Raw genomic sequence first — 22,775 nt, forward strand, 5'->3', positions numbered from 1 at the left:
TCATTGATTTGTCGTGCTGTTATCGGAAAAGCGGATGCTTTACCTTCGAATTAATGGTCGTGCGCTGCCTTATGTCCGATGTAAACCATCGTCAAGATAAGGAAGATATACGCTTGGATACCACCGATGAAGAGTGAGAATCCTTGCCAGATCAACATCGGGATACCCGAGATGATCGCGCCGACTGGTCCGAGGAATTGGAAATCGTTCGTACCAGAGACGATACCGATCGAAAGAATGATTCCGATCATGATTTCACCAGCGAAGATGTTTCCGTAAAGACGAAGACCGAGCGTCAACGTGTTTGCAAACTCCTCGATGATGGTAATGATAAACATCGGCGTCATGAATGTTTTCGCATAAGCGCCGAAGCCTCGCATCTTCACACCGTAGTAATGACTTAAGACTACTACGAGAGATGAAAGTGCCAGTGTCACGTAAGGATCTGCAGTTGGTGAGTTGAACCAAATGTAGTGTCCCGTCACGACGTTGAATGGGAGACCCATGATGTTGGACACAAGGATGAACAGGAATAATGTCATTCCGAACGTAAGGAAGCGACCCCCTGTTTTCCAGTCCATCGTGCTGCTGATAATTCCGCGAACGAATTCAAGGAACATCTCCATCACGTTTTGAGCACCGGTTGGCTTCATCACAAGACGTCGCGTACCGGCCACGGCAATCAAGAAGACGAGAGCAGCAGCAATCAATACTGTGATCAAGTTCGTCCAGCTACCGTACAGAACGAAGTCACCCCAGAGTGGGATTTCGTAAAGTGGCATTTCGTGGTTCATTTGACTATTCACCTCTTTTCCCGCTTGAGTTCGTGAGTCAAGAACTCACAAAATTGTATGACGTGGCCGGCGAGAAGGCCTATTACCACCGCAGTTAATGACAATTCAGTTTGATACTTCAAACCGATCATCACACAAAGTACCGCGACCGCCATGCGTGAAACGGTCCCTCGAGACACTGGCTTGCGCCCCGTCTCGATTACACGATACATCCGATCGACGCTGAGTCGTTGAAGCGTCAAGATCAGAAAGCTGCCAGTTCCACCAAGTGCTAGTCCATAAATGACTGGGTCACTCGGGCGTCCGATGAGCAGCAGGACAGCCAGGATTCCATAAAAGAGTCCAAACCATCGTAAGTACGCACGATACAACGCATCTTGAAGGATGATGTTCATGTCTTCTCCCCTAACAAGTGCCTGATCATGGCGATCATGCAAAGAATGCCGATGAAAATCCCGATGAACACGGCGAACGTCGCACCCATTTTTTCCCACCATTGTTGTTGTTCCCCATAGTTCCCAACCAAAAAGCCAATGACGATCGGTGCAGCCAGTGCCGTCGAAATTTGCGAGGCCATGACCATACTCTTCGCGAGCCCACTTTGGCGCACTAGAGACGACCCCCTTTTTTCCCAATTGTGAGTTCTTTTTCTTTCCCACAATTTGCGGATTTTCATACTAGTCAAGAATACAATGAAGCAGCTTTCATAGTCAAATGAATTCACAATAAAAACAGAGCCGAAAAACCTATACATATCAACGATTGATAAGGTTTTCACAGATGTCATCCGTGCAAGTCATTTCACGAAGATGTGAAGAAAATATGTAGTACTATCAACGGTTAAAGAGATTGTTCATATGGTGAACAAAACCGTTGAATAGTAACGTTATATCGTGCCCGTTAAAGCGAAACAAGACCTCTAAAATTGATTTGTGTCGATTTTGTGAAAAAACATTTTTTGTTCACAATTGAAAACGCTTCCGAATCGGGACATAAAAACAGCTCTGACATCTGTTTGTAATAATACATTTCAGCGATTTCCATTTTTTCAATCGTGCGGTACGTCACAGCTTGAATCGTCATCGTTTCCTTTCCAGTTTCAAGGTCATCTGGTTTTACATTTTCTAAACAAATGAGCTGATTTTAGCGGAAATGACAAAAATAATATAGCTCCTTCGTGTAAGAAGCTACATATACTAGTATTTTATCTTGCTTTGAATTTTCCACGCTTCCTTCACCCGCTTTCCTCAGGCGAGACACAAGCCAGGATTCACGTTCCTTCCGGTCCGTGAATTCGGGTCTTGTTCGTCTCTGACAGCGCGACTTGTCGCGCTTTCTCCTGTAGGAGTCGGGTGATGACGCGTGTTGTCCTACTTCATTGCGTGAGTAACGGTGCCGGAGCTTCCCCTTGACCGAAGTGATGCAAGATCGCTTGGACGATGCGTTCTGAGGCATGACCATCTCCGTACGGGTTCGAAGCATGCGCCATCTCTTGATAAAGTGTTTCGTTCGTCAACAATTCCGTTGCCATCTGATAGATCGTCTCTTCTTCCGTACCGGCAAGCTTCAACGTTCCAGCAGCAATCCCTTCCGGGCGCTCTGTCGTGTCGCGTAAGACAAGCACAGGTACACCAAGTGATGGCGCTTCTTCCTGTACGCCACCCGAGTCAGTCAGGATTAAATGCGCACGGCTCGCGAAGTTGTGGAAGTCGAACACATCGAGTGGGGCGATCAGAGAAATTCGATCATGCCCTTCAAAGACCGTCTTCGCAGCTTCTTGAACGACCGGATTGAGGTGAACCGGATAGACGACATGCGTATCCGGGAACGCATCGACGAGGCGACGAATCGCCCGGAACATCTGATGCATCTTCTCGCCTTGGTTCTCACGACGATGTGCCGTCATCAGGATCAGCTTCCGGTCCCCGACCGTCTCAAGCATCGGATGGACATAATCGGTTTGAACGGTCGTCTGCAGAGCATCGATTGCCGTATTCCCCGTGATGTAGACACCAGCGTGACGGTTCTCGGATGCGAGATTCGCTGCTGCTTGTGCTGTCGGAGCAAAATGTAAGTCCGCGAGCGTCGACGTCAACTGACGATTGACCTCTTCCGGGAACGGCGAGTATTTATTATACGTGCGCAGTCCCGCCTCGACGTGACCGACTGCGATCTGATTGTAATAGGCAGCCAGGCTTCCGACGAACGTCGTCGTCGTATCCCCATGAACGAGGACAAGATCTGGCTTGATCTCCTTCATAATCGCATCGAGTCCCTCGAGACCACGCGTCGTAATATCAACAAGTGTCTGACGTTGCTTCATGATATTTAAATCATGATCCGGTTGGATTTCGAATAAATCGAGCACTTGATCGAGCATCTCGCGGTGCTGGGCAGTGATCGTAACATGAACATCAAAAGCAGGGTGTTGCTTCAGGGCATTGACGAGCGGTGCCATCTTGATGGCTTCCGGTCGTGTCCCGAAAATCGGCATGACTGTAATCGGCATGGTGACTTCCTCCTTTTTTCCTTTTTTCATTAAAGCATACTTCAGCAGTCTTGCGCAGTTTACGAAATAGCAACGAAAAGACCGCAGATCATCGTCTGCGGTCTTTTTGTGTAGCTTGCTGTTTTTTACTTCGTTCCGAAGAGACGGTCTCCTGCATCACCGAGTCCTGGGACGATATATCCGTGGTCGTCCAACTTCTCGTCGAGTGCCGCGAGATAGATGTCGACATCCGGGTGTTCTTCTTGAACGCGTTTGACGCCTTCAGGTGCTGCACAGAGACATGCGAGCTTGATGCTCTTTGCCCCTTGTTTCTTTAAGGAGGAGATGGCGTCTGCCGCCGAACCACCTGTCGCAAGCATCGGGTCAACGACGACGAAATCACGTTCTGCGACGTCTGTTGGGAGCTTGAGGTAGTATTCCGTTGGCTCGAGTGTCTCTGGGTCACGGTACAAACCGATGTGACCGACTTTGACGTTCGGCATCATGCGGAGCATGCCGTCGACCATACCGAGACCGGCGCGGAGAATCGGGACGATCCCGAGTTTCTTGCCTTCGATCATCTTTTGCGTCGTCTTCGTGACCGGTGTCTCGATCGCGACATCTGTGAGTGGAAGGTCACGTGTGATTTCATATGCCATCAATGAAGCCACCTCGTCGACAAGTTCCCGGAATTGTTTCGTTCCTGTTTCGACTTTACGCATGATCGTCATCTTGTGCTGAATCAATGGGTGATCAAATACATGTACTTTACTCATTGTTTGCATCTCCTCTCCATTCTCTTTTCGCATTGTACTCTAAAAACGTACTGCTTGGGAACTGTTTTTTCGTCAGTTCCCAAGCGTGCTCTTACCAGAAAGAATCGCTTTTGCGGCGTAAGACCATTCATTGTCCGGTTGTTTCGCGAGTTCTTGCAAGGTCGCACGATAATCACCTTTTTTATATTTTTGTTCATAGACCGCTTGCATCCAGAGGACGTCACTCATGTATCCAGACTTCGGGAAATCTTCCCGATAGGCAATATAGTCCGCTTGTGTCGTTTTCTTCAACTTCCCGTCAGCGATCAACTTATAGAAGCGTGCCATACCTGCTGTCTCTTTGTTCGTCAAGACGGATCCGGTCAAGACACTGTCTGCTCGTTTGTAGTCTTTCGCCTGAACAGCAGCAACCCCTTGCTCGAGTGCTTCTTTCGGAGGTAGTTGCGTCTGCTTTGTTTCGGAAGAAGCCTCCTTCTTCTCTGGCTTAATCGCTTTCGCTTTTTCTTGCTCACTTGCCAGCTGCTCGTTTTTTTCTTTTAACTGTTCGACTTCCGTTTGCAGCGCTGCGAGCTGTTGCTCGACCTCTGTTTGTTTCGTTGCGACTGGTGTTGCGGGTTCGCTATCCAACTGTGTCCAGACGAGAACGAGAGAGACGACAGCTAAAGCTCCACCAATCCACCATGGATTCAGTTTGCCGAGTCGCTTCCAGTCTTTCAATTGCGGATGATTCTGAACCGTCATGGGAAAGGATGCCAATCGCTTCTGGGCAAGACGCTTCCCACCTGCTTTTCCTGCGATCGCCAGGCGATAACGATAGACTTCTGCTGGCATCGGTAAGGTCTTCCACTGTTCAAAACGAGCATCTGCCTGTTCATAAAATCCTGCCTGTTGCATGATGACGATTGCTTTGAAATCTTCGAGCATCCGGTGATATTCCCGGCGCTCGTGGCTTTTATGGGTGAACCATTCTGTCAGGCGTTCCGTTTGAATGGCTTGAAGTTCTGATTGGATCAAGGTTGATAAGTTCACATTTATTTCCACCTTTATCTTTTTTTACTACGGTTAAGTATAGCAAAGATAACGCTTCCGCAAATGGTTCGTTTCCCCTATCTTCTTGACGAAGCATTGAAAAAAACCTCTTGTTTTCGTACGTCGATGTACGAAAACAAGAGGATGAATCGTTTAACGATGAGAATAGGATCGGAATACTTTTGTTTCCGTGATGTGTCCGTCTTCAATCCGCCAAATCCGGTCACAGACGTCAAGCATCCGTTCGTCATGCGTGATGACGATGACGGTCTTGTTAGAAACATGCGCTTGTTGTTGCAACAGCTCCATCACCCGGCGACCATTCGGATAATCGAGACTTGCCGTCGGTTCATCCGCGAGTACAAGTCGTGGTTCATTGACGAAGGCCCGGGCAATCGCGACACGTTGTCGTTCGCCACCTGATAAGGCGTGCGGCAAATGGTCTTTCCGGTGCTCGAGTCCGAACACGGCGAGCGCCGCCGTCGCGTCAACCGTCCGTCCAGCCTCCTTTGCGACCAGTTCGAGTTGCTCTCCTGCTGTCAAAAATGGTACGAGATGCGATTCTTGAAAAATGAACCCGACTTCCTCGAGACGCAAACGACGACGTTCTTCGTCCGCTGCTTCACTGACGCACGTATCATCAAAGTAGACGGCACCGTTCGTTGGTGTCTGTAACAATCCAAGCAACTGGAGCAATGTACTTTTCCCGCTACCACTTGGTCCGACGAGGGCAATCAACTCACCCGCTTCTGCTTGTAAGTTGATGTCATGTAGAACCGTCATCTCACCATAACTTTGTTCAATCTGATCTAATCGAATCATCCGTTCATTCCTCCCATCGCATCTGCTGCATCGAGTTTTTTGACCATCCGTAACGGAACGAGCGCACCGAGGATTGCCGTTACGAGTAAAATGCCCCCGTACGTCAGACTGGTCGACCATTCAAAACGGAATGGAAGATCCGACGGTAGGAAACGACTCGTCAGATAGGTGATGGCGACGCTGACAGTAAAGGCGAGGCTCGTCAGGAGGATGACTTGTACGAGTAGACTCGCACCCATCGTCCGGGTCCGAATGCCGATTGCCTTTAAGACACCGAGCTGTTTCATCTTCTGCATCGTCAAGATATAGAAGAAGGCTGTCAGAATCAATGCCCCGATGACGACGAGTGCAACCCGCATCATCTGGAAGGAGTTTTGCTCCGCTGCATAGCCTGGTACGTTCTCAACGACTGCTTGTTTTGAGAAGATGGCTTGATCCGTTTGCAACGACTGACCGATATACGCTGAGACGTATGATGCCCCCATCTTCGATTGCCATGCTTGCCACGATTCATCCGTCATCCAAAGGACCGGTGCGTGACTATAACGTCCGTCCGTTACTGTACCGGCAATCTGAAACGTCTCTTTCGTCCGAAAATCCGTAATCGTATCGCCAACACGGGTTCCGCGTTGCTCTGCATACGCAGCATCGACGAGAACTTCACCTTTTTGCAACGATTGCAGCTGTTTTGGACCATAGTTCGTCGTCTGTGGTAACGCAAAGACCGTCACATCATCCTTCGTTCCATTCTTCTTCTCAAGCACCATGTTCTGGACACCGAGTGCTTCCGCGCCCTTTGGTGTCTCATCCGCCTGTAAGAACGAACGGGTCAGCTGCCCTTCCGCATCTTTACTCAGCGCAAACTGTTCGACTGGTAGATTACGGACGGCAGCCCCATTGTCGTAGGCCAGCCCGTCCGCAAGACCGGTGATCATCAAAATCAATAAGACGATCAACATCGTCACGATCGTCATCCAACTGAATCGTCCTTTCATTCGGACGAGTTCTTTCCACCCTAGTTTCATTGCGTGATCCCTCCTGTATGTTCGCTACAGGATTGATGATACGACTGCAATATGAACGGAACATGAACGCACGCGTCAAATGCGTAAAAAAGTCAATGTCACAATCAGACCGGATGAATCAGACGACAAGTTCGCGTCCCCACCAAGTTGGCGCATCGTCTCTTTAACGATCGCAAGCCCGAGTCCCGTCCCGCGCGACGTTCGGGATGCATCGCCTTGATAAAAGCGTTCAAAGGCATGTTCCATCTGTTGTTCGGTCATCCCTGGTCCTTCGTCCTTGATTCGGACGATGACCTGATTCACTTGTTCTTCCGCCTGAATATGAATCGTCGCTCCTTCGGCTGAGACTGAGACGGCGTTTCGAATGACATTTTGGAAGACATGTTCGAGCGCACTGGCATCTGCTTGAATCTGTAGTGCTGGCGATACATCGAGTGCGACAGCGATGCCTTGCTCATCCAGCTGAAAGGCAAGTGTTGTGAGTGTCGTCTCTAGACTCGTTCGTAGATCGAGTGCTTGTCGCTTGAAGCGCCGTCCTTCATCGAGCTTTGCTAAGATCAATAATTGACGCGTCAGCTCCGACATTCGCGCTGCCTCTTGTTGAATGATTGCCCGTCTCCTGACGTCTTCTCCCGTCACGTCGAGTTGTCCAGCGTACCCCGAGATCGTCGTCAGCGGCGACTGGAATTCATGCGAGACGTTTGCAACGAACCGGCGTCGTTCCGTATCGGACGCTTCAATCGCCATCGCCATCTCGTCAAAGCGTCGGGACAGTTCACCAATCTCATCGCGCGCCTTCGTTCCGACGCGAATTCCATAGTCGCCGTCTGCCATCTGTTCCGTTGCTTTTGTCAGGCGCCGGATCGGACGCACGAGATACCGGATCGAGAAGACGAGCAAGAGAAAGCTGATCACGACAAGCAGTCCGAGGAACAGACCAACGAACAGGTGTAACTCGCGAATCTGCCGACTCAAGTCCGGACGGACGAAGATTGCATCCGTTCCTTGTGCCGTCTTGACCGACGTCCCGTACGTGTTGATGACTTCGTTATCGAATAGTCCAAGCAGGAACAGATGAAACGGATACTCACGCATCCCGTAGTACGGTTGACCATTTTTCACTTGCTCGATGACTTGACTCGAGAGCGTTTCATTGCGAAATGTGTTTCCGTAACGCTCCGTTCCGTCATCTGTTCGAACATACAGTTGAAAGCCAGTTGCTTGTAACATCCGGTAAAACGATTCCGTCTTTCCGTCACCGTGCGTCTCGTAATAATCGATCGCTGTCTCGACCGCTTCCTCGACTTTTTGGCTATAGCTGTCCTGCCAAAACGAATAGTAGGCAATGTTACTGATTAAAAGAGCGAGTAGTGCGGACACGAGTAGGACGACACAGACGAGTCCGACGATTTTCGTATAGAGGCTTCTCATGCTTCGACCTCCAACCGGTAGCCGAGTCCGCGGACGGTCTCGATCTTCACCTGATTCGTCTCCTTTAAGCGTCCACGAAGTCGTTTGATGTGGACGTCAATCGTCCGGTCATCCCCCATGAAATCAAGTCCCCAGACGTGTTCGATCAATTCCTCGCGGCTGAAGACCCGTCCCGGGAAACTTGCCAGCTGATGTAATAATTCGAACTCGCGCCGCGGGAGTGTCCACTCGGTCGACTGGATCGTTACGAGCTGACTGCGTTTATCAATCGTGACATCCCCGAGATGTAAGACGGGTTGCGCCGCTTTTTGATAGCGCCGAGCCACGGCGTGAAGCCGAAACACTAATTCTTCCGGATCGAACGGCTTTGTGATGTAATCATCAGCACCTGCTGCAAAGCCGTCTCGCTTATCCGTTAGTTCACCGAGCGCCGTCAGCATCAAGATCGGGATGTCCCCGTTTTGCCGTAATCGCTCACACAGGACGAGACCGGTCTGCCCGGGGAGCAGGACATCGAGCACGGCTGCTTCGAACGTCATCGTTTCAATCCAAGCGAGCGCTTCGTTTCCGTCTGCTGTCGCTCGGACGGAGTGTCCGTCGGTCTGTAACGTCGATACGACAAGTGCTTGAATATGTGGATCATCTTCAACGACTAGAATATACATCGTACGCCTCCTTTTTTAGACAAACAAAAATCCCCTTCCCCTTCTCATAATGAAAAGGACGAAGGGGATGACAGTCATCCGCGCTCTGGGTAGAGTGGGAAACGACCTGTCAAAGCAACGACACGCTCACGTGCTTGTGCGAGAACGTCTGCTTCTTCTGGGTGGTTCAAGACGAGTTCGATCAACTCGGCGATTTCTTTCATCTCAGCTTCCTTGAAGCCACGTGATGTCATGGCTGCCGTTCCGATCCGGATACCACTCGTGACGAATGGGCTCGCTGGGTCGAACGGAATCGTGTTCTTGTTGACCGTGATGCCGGCTTCGTCAAGTGCATGCTCAGCGAGTTTCCCTGTGATCCCGAGCGGTTGTAAGTCGACGAGGAGCAAGTGATTGTCCGTTCCGCCTGAGACGATCCGGAGTCCACGCTTCGTCAATTCCTCACCGAGGACTTTTGCGTTCGTGACGACTTGACCGATGTAGTCCTTGAACTCTGGTGCAAGAGCTTCACCGAACGCGACAGCTTTCGCGGCGATGACGTGCATGAGTGGACCACCTTGGATACCTGGGAAAATGGCTTTATCGATTGCTTTCGCATGCTCTTCTTTACAGAGGATCATCCCACCACGTGGACCACGCAACGTCTTATGCGTCGTCGTCGTGACGAAGTGTGCATGCTCGACTGGGTTCGGGTGCTGACCTGCTGCGACAAGTCCAGCGATGTGTGCCATGTCGACCATCAAGTAAGCACCGACGCTGTCTGCGATTTCACGGAAACGTTTGAAGTCGATGACACGCGGATACGCCGATGCGCCCGCGACGATTAATTTTGGTTTATGCTCTTCCGCTAATTTCGCGACGACATCGTAATCAATCATCTCTGTCTCTTGATCGACACCGTATTCCACGAAGTTGTACTGGACACCGGAGAAATTGACGGGGCTACCGTGCGTCAGATGGCCACCGTGCGAGAGGTTCATCCCGAGGACCGTATCGCCCTGCTCGAGAATCGTGAAGTAAACCGCCATGTTCGCTTGTGCGCCCGAGTGTGGTTGCACGTTCGCGTGCTCCGCTCCGAAGATTTCCTTCGCGCGGTCGCGTGCTAAATTCTCAGCGAGATCGACATACTCACAGCCACCATAATAACGACGACCTGGGTAACCTTCTGCGTACTTGTTCGTCAAGACGCTGCCTTGTGCTTCCATGACAGCTTGCGAGACGAAGTTTTCGGATGCGATCAATTCGATGTTATCCCGTTGACGACCTAGTTCCTGGCGCATTGCCGAAAAGAGTGCCTCATCTTGTTGTTTCAGATACGTAAGCGGTGTTTGTTCCATCTGAATTCCCCCATTTCATTTCGATAGACCTATCTTAACACGAATGTTTCGTTCCCGGCATCCCTAAAAACAACATCAAAAAAGCAAGGGGTGCGCAACCCCTTGCATCAATCATTCGTATTTAGCACGTGCTCCACCGATTAATTTCGGTCGTGTCACGGCTGCCGTCACGTGTGCCTCACCGATTTCCTTGTGCGGCAAGCGCACAGGAATCGCAACAGCTTTCAAGTGCATCCCGATGAACGTATCACCGATATCAATCCCGGCGTCTGCCTGAATCGCTTCGACGACGACCGGTGCCGAGAAGCGTTGATAGGCAGCACTCGCCATCGATCCACCGGCTTCCGGAACAGGAACGACTGTTACCGGATCGAGCCCGAGTCGTTCTGCCGTTTGCCGCTCAAGCGTCAGCGCCCGGTTGATATGCTCACAGCCTTGGAAGGCAAGATCGACTTGGTGCGACCGACGAAAGGCATCGAAAACGTCGAACAACGCGTCCGCAACTTCCGGTGAACCCGCCTTGCCGATTTGTTTGCCGATGACTTCGCTCGTCGAACAGCCAATCACGAGCAATTTTCCTTTTAAGGAAAATCGTTCATCCAGAGCGTTCAGTGCTTCTTCTAAATCGTGCTGGATGCGTGTCAAGTCCATTACTTCACCTCATAATCTGAGATTTTGCAAACGCGGTTCTCATGACGCCCGCCTTCGAATTCCGTTTCAAGCCAAAGTTGTGCGATCTCACGAGCCAGTCCTGGACCGATGACGCGTTCGCCCATCGTCAAGATGTTCGAATCGTTGTGCTGACGCGTCGCTTTCGCACTGAACGTATCATGGACGAGTGCTGCTCGGATGCCCTTGACCTTGTTCGCTGCGATTCCGATCCCAATGCCTGTTCCACAAATCAAGATACCACGATCAAACTCTCCGTTCGCGACTGCCTCAGCGACTGGAATCGCGACATCCGGATAATCGATCGAGTCGGCTGAATGCGTACCGAAGTCCGTATAGTCGATGCCGAGCTCTTGTAAGAGGTCATTGATTTCTGCCTTTAACTTAAAACCGCCATGATCCGCGCCGATTGCTACTTTCATCTTTACTATTCCCCCGTTTGTTTAGGTTGTTTTTTCGGAAGTTTCCGTGTATCCGGAGCTTTTCTTCCGTTTCCGTTCTGCGTCAATTTTAACACAAGACGGTTGACGAGGGGTTCGAGTTCATTACGTACTTGCCGGTAGACGTTCATCGATCCGCCATACGGATCATTGATGTCCCGTTCAAGCCCTGTCACATATTCATATAAGGTGAACGTCCGTTCCTTCAGTTCCGGATAGCGTTCACCGACTTCCTGCTTGTGCTGGCGCGTCATCGTCAAGATGATGTCAGACCAACGTCCGAGTACATCATCAAAGACTTGCGTATAGTGCTCGAGTTCGATACCGCGCTCACGTAACACTTGTAAGGCGTTCTCGGACGCATCAAATCCTTGCATCGAACGTAGTCCTGCTGAACGGACGTCGAATTCCTGATCAGCGACCTTAGAGCGTAGTAACGCCATCGCCATCGGGCTACGGCATGTATTTCCTGTACAGATGAATAAAACGCGACGTGTGCTCATCTCCGTATCCTCCTTCTTCAAGGGCGAATGACCCGACCACCTGCTGCTTTATGGAGGCGGTTGCGGACCGCAAGCCCCACCCCTTCTTCTGATAGGTCTCGTACAAAAATCTGATCCACCGTCGTCTGATCAAATCGCCGTAAACAATCGTAAAGACGTTGTGCCGCCGTCTCCATCGAGTTACCAAGGGAGCAGCGAACATCTGCGTCGACATCCTCCCCATCAAACAGGAGAACGCCCGTCTTGTGTCCGGTTTGTCGTGCATCATCGATGAGTTGCTGTAAGAATGAAATATCTCCCTCAACTACGGACAGTGTTGCTTCCGGTGCATAGTGAGTATATTTCATCCCGGGTGCCTTCGGTGTAACATCTTTCATCGATAAGGCAGGATCGAGTGTGACAGGACCGATGACCGACTCGATTTGTTCGCGTGTCACGCCGCCCGGTCGTAAAATCGCCGGTGGCGTCATCGTACAATCGATGACAGTCGATTCGACCCCGATGCCCGTTTCCCCTCCATCGACGATCGCAGCGATGCGTCCCGAGAGGTCATGTGCGACGTGCGCAGATGACGTCGGTGAAGGTTTTCCGGAACGGTTGGCACTCGGTGCTGCGAGACCCAACCCTGTCGCCTCGATCAATCGAAGCGCGAGCGGATGGTCTGGCATCCGTAATCCGATCGTATCTAGTCCTGCTGTGACGAGTGTGGATGCGGTGCCGTTCGATTCGAGGATGATCGTCAAGGCTCCTGGCCAGAACGCCTCCATCAAACGTGCCGCAACATCTGGAATGTGCGTGACGAACTGATGTGCCTGTTCTACGGATGCGACGTGGACAATCAGTGGATTGTCAGAAGGTCGACCCTTCGCGGCGAAGATTCGCCGAACAGCCGCTTCGTTCGTTGCGTCCCCTGCGAGACCATAGACAGTCTCGGTCGGCATCGCCACGACCTCTCCTTCCTGCAATAACCGAACTGCTTCATCCATCGTCTGTAAGTCAATCATTTCCGTCTTCACGCTGTACAATCCTTTCGTTCCGCATACACGATACGGTCTTTACCGTTTATATCTTTTAAAATACCCGTTTCCGCATTTGGATAACGTTCTTTTAACATCATTTGCACTTCTGGTCCTTGATTGTGTCCAATTTCAAACGCAATCAGTCTGAAATCGTCGCGTAGGACCCGTCCACTCTCCTCGACGAGACGTCGGTAAAAGACGAGACCGTCTTTTCCGCCAAACAGGGCGAGATGCGGTTCATGATCGAACACGACTTCACTGAGTAATTCCTCTTCCTCGATATAAGGAGGATTCGAAACAAGCACCCGCACGGAATTATCCGCAAGTGGCGCTAGTAAATCTCCTTCAAGGAACGTCACGTCTCCACCAAGCGCTGCTTGATTTTGCTTCGCGACCGTAATAGCGGCCGGTGAAATATCGACGGTCGTGACCGGTTGCTCGAGTTCGAGGGCGAGCGTGATTCCGATCGCTCCACTCCCAGTTCCGATGTCGACGATCTGTCCCGCGGTGAACGACTCACGTTTGAGACGCTCCGTGACGAAGACAATCAACTCTTCCGTTTCCGGTCGTGGGATCAATACATCCGGTGTGACACGGAAATCCCGTCCATAAAACGGCTGATAGCCGATTAAATGCTGAACGGGCACGCCGTGAACATGAGCAAGCAAGTATTCACTGAATCGTAAATCTTGCTCCGGCGTCAATTCATCTGATAGACGGACAAGGAGTCCAGTCCGGTCGACATCCAAGACGTGCATGAGTAACCATTCGGCACTTGAACCCTCGCGTCCTGCTTGTTCCATCATCGTTTTTGCATCATTTAGACGTTTTGCAATCCGCATCAGTTTGCCGCCTCCGATGCCCGCGCCTGATGTTCCATGACGAGCGTATCGATGACTTCATCCATCTCGCCTTGCAAGATTCGGTCAAGCTTCTGAATCGTCAATCCGATCCGGTGGTCCGTCACCCGATTTTGTGCGAAATTATACGTCCGGATTCGTTCCGAACGGTCACCCGTACCGACAGCTGACTTTCGTTTTTCATCGTATTCCGCTTGCTGTTCGCGTTGAATCTTATCGTAGACGCGCGCACGCAAGACCTTCATCGCTTTTTCCTTGTTCTTGATTTGCGACTTCTCATCCTGACAGCTCGCGACGATTCCCGTCGGCACGTGCGTGACACGGACAGCGGACTGTGTCGTATTGACGGACTGGCCACCCGGTCCACTCGACGTGAACGTATCGACTCGGACATCCTTGTCATGGATCTCGACTTCGACGTCTTCTGCTTCCGGCAACACCGCAACCGTTGCCGTCGATGTATGAATCCGCCCACCAGATTCCGTTGACGGAACGCGTTGGACGCGGTGTGCCCCGTTCTCGTATTTCAACTTCGAATAAGCACCGGTTCCTTTGACGATGAAGATAATTTCTTTATAGCCACCGAGTTCCGTGTAGCTTGCATCGATGATCTCAATCTTCCAGTTCTGTTTCTCAGCAAACTTCGAGTACATCTTAAACAGGTCCCCCGCAAATAAGGCTGCCTCGTCTCCCCCTGCCGCACCACGAATCTCGACGATGACGTTCTTATCGTCATTCGGATCCTTCGGTAATAATAAAGCCTTCAGCTTCGCTTCAAGCTCTTTGATCTCCGGTTCAAGCATCGCGACTTCTTCCTTCGCGAGGTCGCGCATCTCCGGATCCGTCAACATTTGACGTGCCTCTTGATAAGCTTCCATCTTCTCGCGATAGACACGGTACGTCTCGACGGTCGGCGCAAGTTGTGACTGCTCCTTTGAGACCTCACGCAATTGATTCGTATCATTGATGATGGCTGGATCAGCCAACATATCATTTAGTTTTTCATAACGGTCCTCTAACGCACTCAATCGATCCAACATCTCGGTCATCCTTCCTGGCGATTCTTCTGTCGTCAGTATAGCAAATATTGCGATCGATGGCGTCATCGTCTTCTTGAAAAGAAACGTTGACAGACAGGTTGTAAATTCCTATAATTGGTGTATTAATTGAATTAGTACACTTAAGGAGGTGAAGAAATGTTCACCGTTGATCCGAAAAGTCCGTTACCGATCTATGAACAGTTGGTCGCTCAAATCATCCGCTCGATTGCCCGTGGTCTACTCCGCTCCGGCGAACAGATGCCATCCGTCCGTGAACTTGCCGGTACACTCCTTGTCAATCCGAACACTGTCTCCCGCGCCTATCAGGAACTCGAGAGCCGCAACTTCATCGTCACGATGCGCGGTAAAGGCTCCTTCATCTCAGACATTCCACTTCATGAAGTCAAACAAGCCGCCATCCAAGATCCACTCATCCGCCTTTGTGCCATTGCCGACGAATTATCCATCTCGAACGAAGAACTCTATCAACATATCTTACACATAAGGGAGGATTCCTCATGTTGACCGTTTCTCATCTGACGAAACAAATTGACCGTACCATGATTTATGAAAATGCATCCTTCACCCTGCCGGCAGGAACGATTACTGCCTTAATTGGTCGTAATGGTGCCGGAAAAACGACATTACTGAAAACACTCGTCGGAGCGCTCGAGCCGACCCGTGGGAAAGTCGAATGGAATGGTGAGTCGATCCATCACGTTCCAAAGACGCGGGAGCACCTTTTCCTCGTTCCGGATTCTGTTTCCGTCTACCGCCAGATGACGCTCGGTGAACTGATCAACTTCTACCACGTCTTTTATCCGAATTTCGAAAAGACATATATCGAAAACTACTGCCGCTCGTCGAATCTCGATCGCGGACGTCGCGTAACTTCTTTATCGAAGGGGCAAGCGCAATTGTTCCTTCTCCAACTCGCGTTCGCAACGAATGCCCCCGTTCTCTTGCTCGATGAACCAACCGATGGACTTGACCGGATCAACAAACGTGATTATCTGAAACAACTCGTCTCGTTACTCGCGGAGCGTCAGACTGCCGTTCTGATTGCTTCCCATCAACTCGAAGAACTCGATTCCCTTGCCGACCGTGTCATGACGATCGAAAAACACCTCGTCCGCGAACCGAAGGCACTCGATGATGCCAAAGCTAGCATGCAGAAATGGCAAGTCGTCTATGAAGATGTTCCAGAGCTCAGTCATGCCGATCTCCACGTCTTATCTCAAACCGGTCGGGTCGTGACGTTACTCGTCTTATCCGATGCAGGCGCGCAGTATCTTGAAACGACGCGTCCTCTCTTAAAGGATGCTTTGCCGGTGCAGATGGAAGATTACTTCTTAGGGACATTTGGAGGGAAACGACATGGTTAAGCAATTGATTCGCTATCACATCAAGCAAGGCATATGGCCACTCGCTTGTTTCATTTTACTGGCGATCTTCAGTTATGGTTTTGGTAGCTATACCATCATCAATGACTTTGAAACATATGAAGTATCTTATCAAACCGAAACGATTCAAGCTGTCCTCGTCAGTCCGTTCTTCGCTGGGTTCGCAGCAATTCTGATCGCTGTCTTTGCGATCCTGATGCTCGGTTCCGAGCGTGGAAGTGGTCGCAGTCTGATCTTACACGCGTTGCCGTTTCCGAAGGTCTGGCTGTTTTGGATTAAATGGGCGATCGGCACTGTGACGTTGATCGTCTTCCCGATCATCGGCTTTTTCGCCAGTTGGTCATTGCTGCAAGCATTCGGTATCAATCCGTTTGATTACGTCACGTGGTCGTCACTCCTTCAAGATTTTGGTCTATTCCTTCTATTTGATGTGACGATTTTGACGATCTTCTTATTCGCCGGAACAGTTGCCGGTGACATCATCGGACAACTGTTGCTCGGAACATTCTTCTTGTTCTTGAATTACTTCACGTATTTCAGTATCTATGCTATCGGTCAACTGGGTTTTGGCGTGGGCTACGAAGAGTTAGACAAACCAACAAGCTTTTTGATGACAATCACGACGCCCTTTGCACTCTTCTTCGAGTACAATACCGATTTCAATATCACTTATGCTGTGTTGTTCAGCTTAGCCTTGACGGTCGTCTTACTGATTTTCGGTAGTCGCCTTTACGTCAAAGGTGCGAACGAACGTCTCGGGCGTTTCACGATTTTCCCGAAATTACATCCAGCACTCATCATCACCTTCTCGATCTATACGACAATCCTACTCGCGGGAATCATCGGTCTGATTTCGTCCGAGAATCAATTCCTGTACTGGCTCGCAATCGCGATTCTCGCGTGGCCGACGTTTAGCTCGTATCGTCGGATGATTGGATGGAGTCGTTAATTTAATAAAAATAAACCGGAGTTTATTCGACTCCGGTTTATTTTTATTAGTTAACTGTATTAAATTGTATTAATTTCAAAATCATACAAATGACGATTTCAAAACCAAATAATTGTTATATAATAAAAATGTATAATATATTTTAAACTCTACCGAGGGGGATTTCCTTGCCGCTAAAAAAAGGATTAGCAACACTTTTTTCTCCAAAAAAATCCTCTTCTGATGTACTGTCCACGACATCGATTGATGCAAACTTCATTGAACATCATCCGGACGCTGTTTATACTTTGGATCTTACAGGTGTTACAACAAGTTTGAATGAAAAAACAACGTTGTTACTTGGTTATACGAAACAAGATTTACTGCGACACAAAAATCATTTCATTCATCCGGATGATCATGCTATCGCAAATGAACATTTCCAAGAAGTCCTTCAAGGAAAGAGTGTCAATTATATCGTGCGCGTTCGCCACGCGTCGGGGCATTATCTCGAGATGCTGATTGCTAACATTCCGATTTTTGACCAAGGGCTCATCGTCGGAGCATACGGTATCGCTCGAGACATCACCCAAACACGTCACTTGAAATCTAAGTTCGAATCTATTACTTTTGATCATCAACTCGTCGAGAGCCTGCCGGGCATCGCGACTGCCACATTCAACCAAGCAGGCTATTTATTACGCTTCTCTCATTCTTTTGGTCAATTACTTGGTATTTCCGATCGCCAACTCGATCGATTTGATAAAAAGAGTATCTTACGATTGATCCATCCGGATAACATAGATGCTTTTCAAGCTTATTTAGATATTCTTCGCTTCCAACAAACCACTGATCCTCTTGAAATCGAAACACGTGTCCTACACTCACAAGACGGTTATCAGGATGTGTTTTGCCGTTGTGCCTATCGTAATCCCGAAGATGGAGACAATGCTGAAATTACATGTGCCATCTATAACCTTTCTGATCATAAACAATTAAATCAGCAGCTCCATGATGAACGTCATAAACTTTCGACGTTCCAACAAGTTGCTACAAGTGCCATCTATCGATTTAATTTAGCAGAGAAAAAAATCGATTTTTCGACACAAGGCTTTGAAAACTTATTTAACGGACTACTGTCTGAGTATAAATCGCGCCCTATCGAATGGTTACAAGAGATCGTCGTTCCGGAAGACCGAACGAAACTCGAATCGGCACATGCCCGTATCTTATCGGGTCACGATGTTGAAATCGCTTATCGGATTCGGATCGAACATACATTACTTTGGATCCTTGAGCATCGTACACCTCTACGTGACGAAATGGATCACATCATTGCCTATCAAAGTGTCGTCCAAGACATCACACAACTGAAGCATCAGGAAGAACGAATCTTCCAACTCGCGATGCATGACCCGGTGACTGGTCTGCCGAACCGTGCACTTGTCCTTGAACAACTTCAACACTGGATCGATACATATGAGTGCTTCAGCGTCTTTACAGTCAGCTACAATCTACTGCGTTCCATCAATCATGATTTCGGTTATAAGATTGGGGATCGTTGGTTGACACAAACTGCCACACGCCTATTACATCATTTATCCAAAGAAGCTTATGTCGGTCATTTGTATGGAGATGAGTATATCGTCTTACTTCCTCATCTCGTCAGTGAATCAGATATTGAACATGTCTGCGAAACCTTCCTTCGAAGTTCTAAGGAAAAAATCGCAGTGGATTCCTATGAGTGGTATCCTTCAATGACGATTGGGGTTAGTCGTTATCCTGAAGATGCTTCTCAACCCGATGAATTGATTAAGGCAGCCAACATCGCGCTTGGTCGTGCGAAGACGAATTCCTACAGTGTCTATTCTTCCACATATAACATCGAGACGTATCGCAGGCATCAACTTCAAAACAGTCTCAGAACCGCGATCCGTCGAGACGAACTCTTTTTAGAATATCAACCGAAAGTGAATGCGTGGTCTGGCATCATCGTCGGGGCGGAAGCACTCGTTCGTTGGCAACATCCGGAGTGGGGACGGATTCCTCCGAATGATTTCATTCCTTTGTCTGAAGAGAGTGATATGCATATCCTAATTGCAGACTGGGTTCTTGAAGAGACCTGCCGTAGTATAAACCAATGGGTACTAGCAGGTCTTCCAGCTGTTCCGGTTTCCATTAACGTCTCTCCGAAACGGTTGATGTATGGAAACTTCGCTGAGACCGTCAAGGAAACATTACGCCGTTTCGATATCTCACCTGGAATGCTTGAAATCGAGATCCTCGAAACAGACGTACTCTTTGATAACGCCAAAATCCATCAATCTTTAGAAATGCTGAGTGCCATGGGCATTCGAATTGCACTTGATGATTTCGGAAAAGGTTATTCTTCTATTTCTTATTTACAACAGTATCCGATTGATACGATCAAAATCGATCGACAATTCGCTACATCCTTGGCACATGATAAAAAAACACAGTCGGTCGTCCGAAGTGTACTGTTCATGGCTAACGAATTCGGCATGGACGTGATTGCCGAAGGTGTAGAAACAATGGAGCAGTTGCATTATTTGCGTCAGCTAGATTGTACGACGATTCAAGGATATTTATTTAGTCGTCCTCTTCCTAAAGCCGATTTCGAGTCTGCTCTTAAGGAACGTCAAGTCAGTGCTGTTGAAGCAATGAGCGTCACTGCACATCAATTGACCGTAACGGCTTCCATTACGATTCACCGATTAAAAGGAAAACAAATTCATGTCGGCTATACGGATATCCTAATTTCTAAAGGAACCTTACATTCCGTCTCATTCTATTCCTCACTTCACCTACCGATTCATGAAGAAATCGAACTTGCCTTAAAAATTGATGATCACATCATTATCATTCAGCCTACTCAGTCATTCGAACTGGAAAATGGTTTGACTGAATACGAATGCCGCTTTATGAATATGAAAGAGTCACACTACGTATTCGAAGCTATGCAAAGATTGAATCATATCTAAATTGATTTGAAAATTCTATACATCCTATAAAACAGTGGACACTTTAGTCCATTGTTTTATTTTGTTCAGTTCTTTATACAAGTAGGTAAATTCTATTATTACTACATTTTTTTGCTCAGTCTTATGTGATTGGCGATTGGATGCCTGTAATCGTTCCGTGCTACACTAAAGGCATTATTTGAGTGTAAAGGACGGATCATATGCCGAAGTATTTAAACATCTATCACGAGCTCGCACAGCGGATTCAGGAAGGAACGCTCCCGGCTGAAACGAAATTACCTTCTGAAACGGAATTGATACATGAATTCGAGGCGAGTCGCGGAACGGTTCGAAAAGCGATTGATGCCCTGCAAGAAAAAGGCTTCGTCCGTAAACATCAGGGGAAAGGTGTCTTCGTCCTGTCGCAAGAAGCGATCGAGTTTCAATTCAACGGCATCGTCAGCTTCTCGGAAGCACATCGCCGGATGGGACGTCATACCGTCGAGACGGATGTCTTATCCTGCGAAGTCCTTTCTGCTTCTGCTGAGCTGGCTTCATTATTGCATGTGGCACAAGGAACGAACGTGACACGCATCGAGCGCATTCGCCAGATCGATGGTGAACGTGTCATCCGTGACATCAATCATTTCGTGACCGCACTCGTGCCTGGACTCACTACTGACATCGCTCAAGGTTCGATCTATCAGTACATCGAAGAGACACTTGGTCGGCAGATCAGCTACGCGAAACGAAAAATCGAAGCTCGCCCTGCGACAATGGAAGACCAAGAACGACTCGACCTTCATGATATGACGCATGTCATCGTCGTCACGAACGATACGTATTTCTATGAAGGACAACATTTTGAGCGGACGGAATCGCGTCATCGGCTCGATAAGTTTCAGTTCACTGATATTGCCCGTCGTTGAATATAGGCTGCAAGATGAGGGAATCCGTAGATGACGGATTCTCTCTTTTTTATTCTTCCCAACTTATCTATATAAGCTCTTGACCAACTTATATAGATAAGTTAAGATAAGTGTGCGCAGATAAGAAAACGTTTTCATTTCAAAAGTGGTCGAGTATGTCACTTCCAAAAAGGAGCATCGAGATGAAACCAAACTATCGTCAGATTGCAGAGCAAATCATTGAGAACATCGGAGGCAAGGAGAACGTCGAGCAGGCAGCTCACTGTGTCACCCGCCTTCGTTTAACGCTTAAGAACCAAGAACTTGTCGATCAAGAAGCCTTACTTGAAGTTCCGCTCGTCAAAGGCGCGTTCTTGAACGCGGGTGTCTATCAAATCGTCATTGGTGCCGGAGACGTCGACCGGGTCTATGCAGAATTCATTCAATTAACCGGTTTACAGGCAACAACGATCGCGGATGTCAAATCGTCTGGCGCTGCTAAGATGAATCCGTTCCAAAAGTTGATCAAAGTCTTTTCTGATGTCTTCATGCCTATCATCCCGGCGATCATCGTTGCTGGTCTCTTAATGGGAATCAATAATCTATTCGGTATCGAGTTCGGTGGCAAGACGATGATCGATCGTTATCCGAACTTACAAGGACTTTGGGATCTCATCAATATGATGGCCAATACGGCCTTCGTCTTCCTCCCGGCACTCGTCGGTTGGTCAGCGACGAAACGCTTTGGTGGAAGTGAAATTCTCGGGATCGTCATGGGTCTGATGCTCGTTCACCCAGATCTCTTAAACGCTTGGAACTACGGGCAAAGTGCTCTAAAAGGTGAAATCCCGACGTTCAACATTCTCGGTCTCTTTGAAATTGAAAAAGTCGGTTATCAGGGACAAATCCTCCCTGTACTCGCCGCTGCTTATGTTCTCAGTACGATTGAACGTTGGCTCAAAAAACGCGTACCGAATGCGATTCAATTGCTCGTCGTACCGATTACGACGATCACATTGACGGGCTTCCTTGCTCTTGCCGTCATCGGACCAGTCACGCGTCAAGTCGGTGACTGGATTACGATCGGTGTCGTCAATACGTTCGAAGCTGTTCCATTACTCGGTGCCCTACTCTTTGGTGCACTCTATGCGCCGCTCGTCATTACCGGCATGCACCACATGTTCATCGCTGTTGATCTACAGTTGATCGGACAAAGTGGAACGACGTTCATCTGGCCGATGATCGCGATTTCGAACATCGCTCAAGGTTCAGCAACACTCGCGATGCTTTTCCTCGCGAAAAACGTTAACGATAAAAACATGGCATCAACGTCCGCTTTATCCGCCTACTTCGGAATCACGGAACCGGCCATGTTCGGGGTCAATCTCCGGTTCAAATATCCGTTTTACGCGGCACTCGTCGGTTCAGCGATCGCGTCAGCTTTCATCGCTGTCAGTGGCGTTCTTGCTCCTGCGATCGGTGTCGGCGGATTACCTGCTTTCATTTCGATCGTACCAGGCTCGATTCTGTCGTTCATCGTCGGCATGGTGATCGCGATCATCGTCCCTGTCGCCTGTACGTTCCTGTTCCACTATGTCTCGACGAAACGCGCAAAAAAAGCTGCCCTGAAAAAAGCAGCGTAATTTTAGAAAGGTGTGTA

23 protein-coding genes are annotated in these 22,775 nt (G+C 48.9%); 6 read left to right on the top strand and 17 right to left on the bottom strand.

All coding sequences use genetic code 11. From position 1 onward, the window contains the following. Positions 1-50: 50 nt before the first annotated feature. The 17 genes from atpB to prfA all read right to left on the bottom strand — a co-directional run bounded on the left by atpB (position 51) and on the right by prfA (position 14,895). Positions 51-794: a F0F1 ATP synthase subunit A gene (atpB, locus tag KNQ03_RS07650; protein WP_023469500.1), complete on the bottom strand. Its 744-nt coding sequence runs from the start codon at positions 792-794 to the stop codon at positions 51-53. Positions 795-802: 8 nt separating this feature from the next. Beyond that, positions 803-1,189 carry an ATP synthase subunit I gene (locus KNQ03_RS07655; RefSeq protein WP_023469501.1) on the bottom strand — a complete coding sequence of 129 codons (387 nt, stop codon included), beginning with the start codon at positions 1,187-1,189 and terminating at the stop codon, positions 803-805. Then, entirely contained in the window at positions 1,186-1,404 is a 219-nt protein-coding gene (locus tag KNQ03_RS07660; RefSeq protein WP_023469502.1) for an AtpZ/AtpI family protein, read from the bottom strand. The genes KNQ03_RS07655 and KNQ03_RS07660 overlap by 4 nt, the downstream gene beginning before the upstream one ends. A gap of 765 nt (positions 1,405-2,169) precedes the next feature. Beyond that, positions 2,170-3,303 carry a non-hydrolyzing UDP-N-acetylglucosamine 2-epimerase gene (gene wecB, locus KNQ03_RS07665; protein ID WP_214724159.1) on the bottom strand — a complete coding sequence of 378 codons (1,134 nt, stop codon included), beginning with the start codon at positions 3,301-3,303 and terminating at the stop codon, positions 2,170-2,172. 125 nt (positions 3,304-3,428) lie between these two features. After that, a complete protein-coding gene (gene upp, locus KNQ03_RS07670; protein WP_029342745.1) occupies positions 3,429-4,058 on the bottom strand; it encodes a uracil phosphoribosyltransferase in 630 nt (209 codons plus the stop codon). A 72-nt stretch (positions 4,059-4,130) separates the two neighbouring features. Continuing rightward, the gene (locus KNQ03_RS07675; RefSeq protein WP_214724161.1) at positions 4,131-5,087 is read right to left on the bottom strand and encodes a hypothetical protein; all 957 of its coding nucleotides are present in this window, start codon (positions 5,085-5,087) and stop codon (positions 4,131-4,133) included. A 153-nt stretch (positions 5,088-5,240) separates the two neighbouring features. Continuing rightward, the gene (locus KNQ03_RS07680) at positions 5,241-5,909 is read right to left on the bottom strand and encodes an ABC transporter ATP-binding protein (RefSeq protein WP_214724163.1); all 669 of its coding nucleotides are present in this window, start codon (positions 5,907-5,909) and stop codon (positions 5,241-5,243) included. Continuing rightward, positions 5,906-6,934, bottom strand: a complete 1,029-nt coding sequence (locus KNQ03_RS07685) for an ABC transporter permease (protein WP_214724165.1) — start codon at positions 6,932-6,934, stop codon at positions 5,906-5,908. The genes KNQ03_RS07680 and KNQ03_RS07685 overlap by 4 nt, the downstream gene beginning before the upstream one ends. A gap of 75 nt (positions 6,935-7,009) precedes the next feature. After that, a complete protein-coding gene (locus KNQ03_RS07690; RefSeq protein WP_214724167.1) occupies positions 7,010-8,365 on the bottom strand; it encodes a HAMP domain-containing sensor histidine kinase in 1,356 nt (451 codons plus the stop codon). Continuing rightward, positions 8,362-9,030, bottom strand: coding sequence for a response regulator transcription factor (locus KNQ03_RS07695; protein ID WP_214724169.1), 669 nt, complete (start codon positions 9,028-9,030; stop codon positions 8,362-8,364). Before KNQ03_RS07695 ends, KNQ03_RS07690 begins: the two co-directional genes overlap by 4 nt. Positions 9,031-9,104: 74 nt before the next feature. Next, positions 9,105-10,364, bottom strand: a complete 1,260-nt coding sequence (gene glyA / locus KNQ03_RS07700) for a serine hydroxymethyltransferase (protein WP_029342751.1) — start codon at positions 10,362-10,364, stop codon at positions 9,105-9,107. 111 nt (positions 10,365-10,475) lie between these two features. Then, positions 10,476-11,015: a TIGR01440 family protein gene (locus KNQ03_RS07705; RefSeq protein WP_023469511.1), complete on the bottom strand. Its 540-nt coding sequence runs from the start codon at positions 11,013-11,015 to the stop codon at positions 10,476-10,478. Next, positions 11,015-11,455 carry a ribose 5-phosphate isomerase B gene (gene rpiB / locus KNQ03_RS07710; RefSeq protein ID WP_029342752.1) on the bottom strand — a complete coding sequence of 147 codons (441 nt, stop codon included), beginning with the start codon at positions 11,453-11,455 and terminating at the stop codon, positions 11,015-11,017. Before rpiB ends, KNQ03_RS07705 begins: the two co-directional genes overlap by 1 nt. 5 nt (positions 11,456-11,460) lie before the next feature. Further along, a complete protein-coding gene (locus KNQ03_RS07715) occupies positions 11,461-11,976 on the bottom strand; it encodes a low molecular weight protein arginine phosphatase (protein ID WP_023469513.1) in 516 nt (171 codons plus the stop codon). Positions 11,977-11,993: 17 nt separating this feature from the next. Further along, on the bottom strand, positions 11,994-12,980 hold the full coding sequence (locus KNQ03_RS07720) for an L-threonylcarbamoyladenylate synthase (RefSeq protein ID WP_251140244.1): 987 nt from the start codon (positions 12,978-12,980) through the stop codon (positions 11,994-11,996). 8 nt (positions 12,981-12,988) lie between these two features. Further along, entirely contained in the window at positions 12,989-13,837 is an 849-nt protein-coding gene (gene prmC / locus KNQ03_RS07725; RefSeq protein ID WP_058704138.1) for a peptide chain release factor N(5)-glutamine methyltransferase, read from the bottom strand. Then, the gene (gene prfA / locus KNQ03_RS07730) at positions 13,837-14,895 is read right to left on the bottom strand and encodes a peptide chain release factor 1 (RefSeq protein WP_023469516.1); all 1,059 of its coding nucleotides are present in this window, start codon (positions 14,893-14,895) and stop codon (positions 13,837-13,839) included. The genes prmC and prfA overlap by 1 nt, the downstream gene beginning before the upstream one ends. Before the next feature lie 156 nt (positions 14,896-15,051). Here prfA and KNQ03_RS07735 point away from each other — a divergent pair, with 156 nt between their 5' ends. From KNQ03_RS07735 to treP, 6 genes are all read left to right on the top strand, one after another. Then, on the top strand, positions 15,052-15,420 hold the full coding sequence (locus tag KNQ03_RS07735; protein WP_029342757.1) for a GntR family transcriptional regulator: 369 nt from the start codon (positions 15,052-15,054) through the stop codon (positions 15,418-15,420). Then, positions 15,414-16,280 (top strand): ATP-binding cassette domain-containing protein, encoded by an 867-nt coding sequence (locus tag KNQ03_RS07740; RefSeq protein ID WP_029342758.1) that lies wholly within the window; start codon positions 15,414-15,416, stop codon positions 16,278-16,280. Before KNQ03_RS07735 ends, KNQ03_RS07740 begins: the two co-directional genes overlap by 7 nt. Further along, positions 16,273-17,247, top strand: coding sequence for a hypothetical protein (locus KNQ03_RS07745; RefSeq protein ID WP_214724173.1), 975 nt, complete (start codon positions 16,273-16,275; stop codon positions 17,245-17,247). Before KNQ03_RS07740 ends, KNQ03_RS07745 begins: the two co-directional genes overlap by 8 nt. Before the next feature lie 167 nt (positions 17,248-17,414). Beyond that, positions 17,415-20,228 carry a sensor domain-containing protein gene (locus KNQ03_RS07750; RefSeq protein ID WP_371743243.1) on the top strand — a complete coding sequence of 938 codons (2,814 nt, stop codon included), beginning with the start codon at positions 17,415-17,417 and terminating at the stop codon, positions 20,226-20,228. Between the two features lie 200 nt (positions 20,229-20,428). Next, on the top strand, positions 20,429-21,136 hold the full coding sequence (gene treR / locus KNQ03_RS07755; protein WP_214724175.1) for a trehalose operon repressor: 708 nt from the start codon (positions 20,429-20,431) through the stop codon (positions 21,134-21,136). Between the two features lie 182 nt (positions 21,137-21,318). Then, entirely contained in the window at positions 21,319-22,758 is a 1,440-nt protein-coding gene (treP, locus tag KNQ03_RS07760; protein WP_047394480.1) for a PTS system trehalose-specific EIIBC component, read from the top strand. Positions 22,759-22,775: the final 17 nt, after the last annotated feature.

Source organism: Exiguobacterium sp. s143 (assembly GCF_018618895.1).
In the GTDB taxonomy this organism is placed as follows: domain Bacteria; phylum Bacillota; class Bacilli; order Exiguobacteriales; family Exiguobacteriaceae; genus Exiguobacterium_A; species Exiguobacterium_A abrahamii.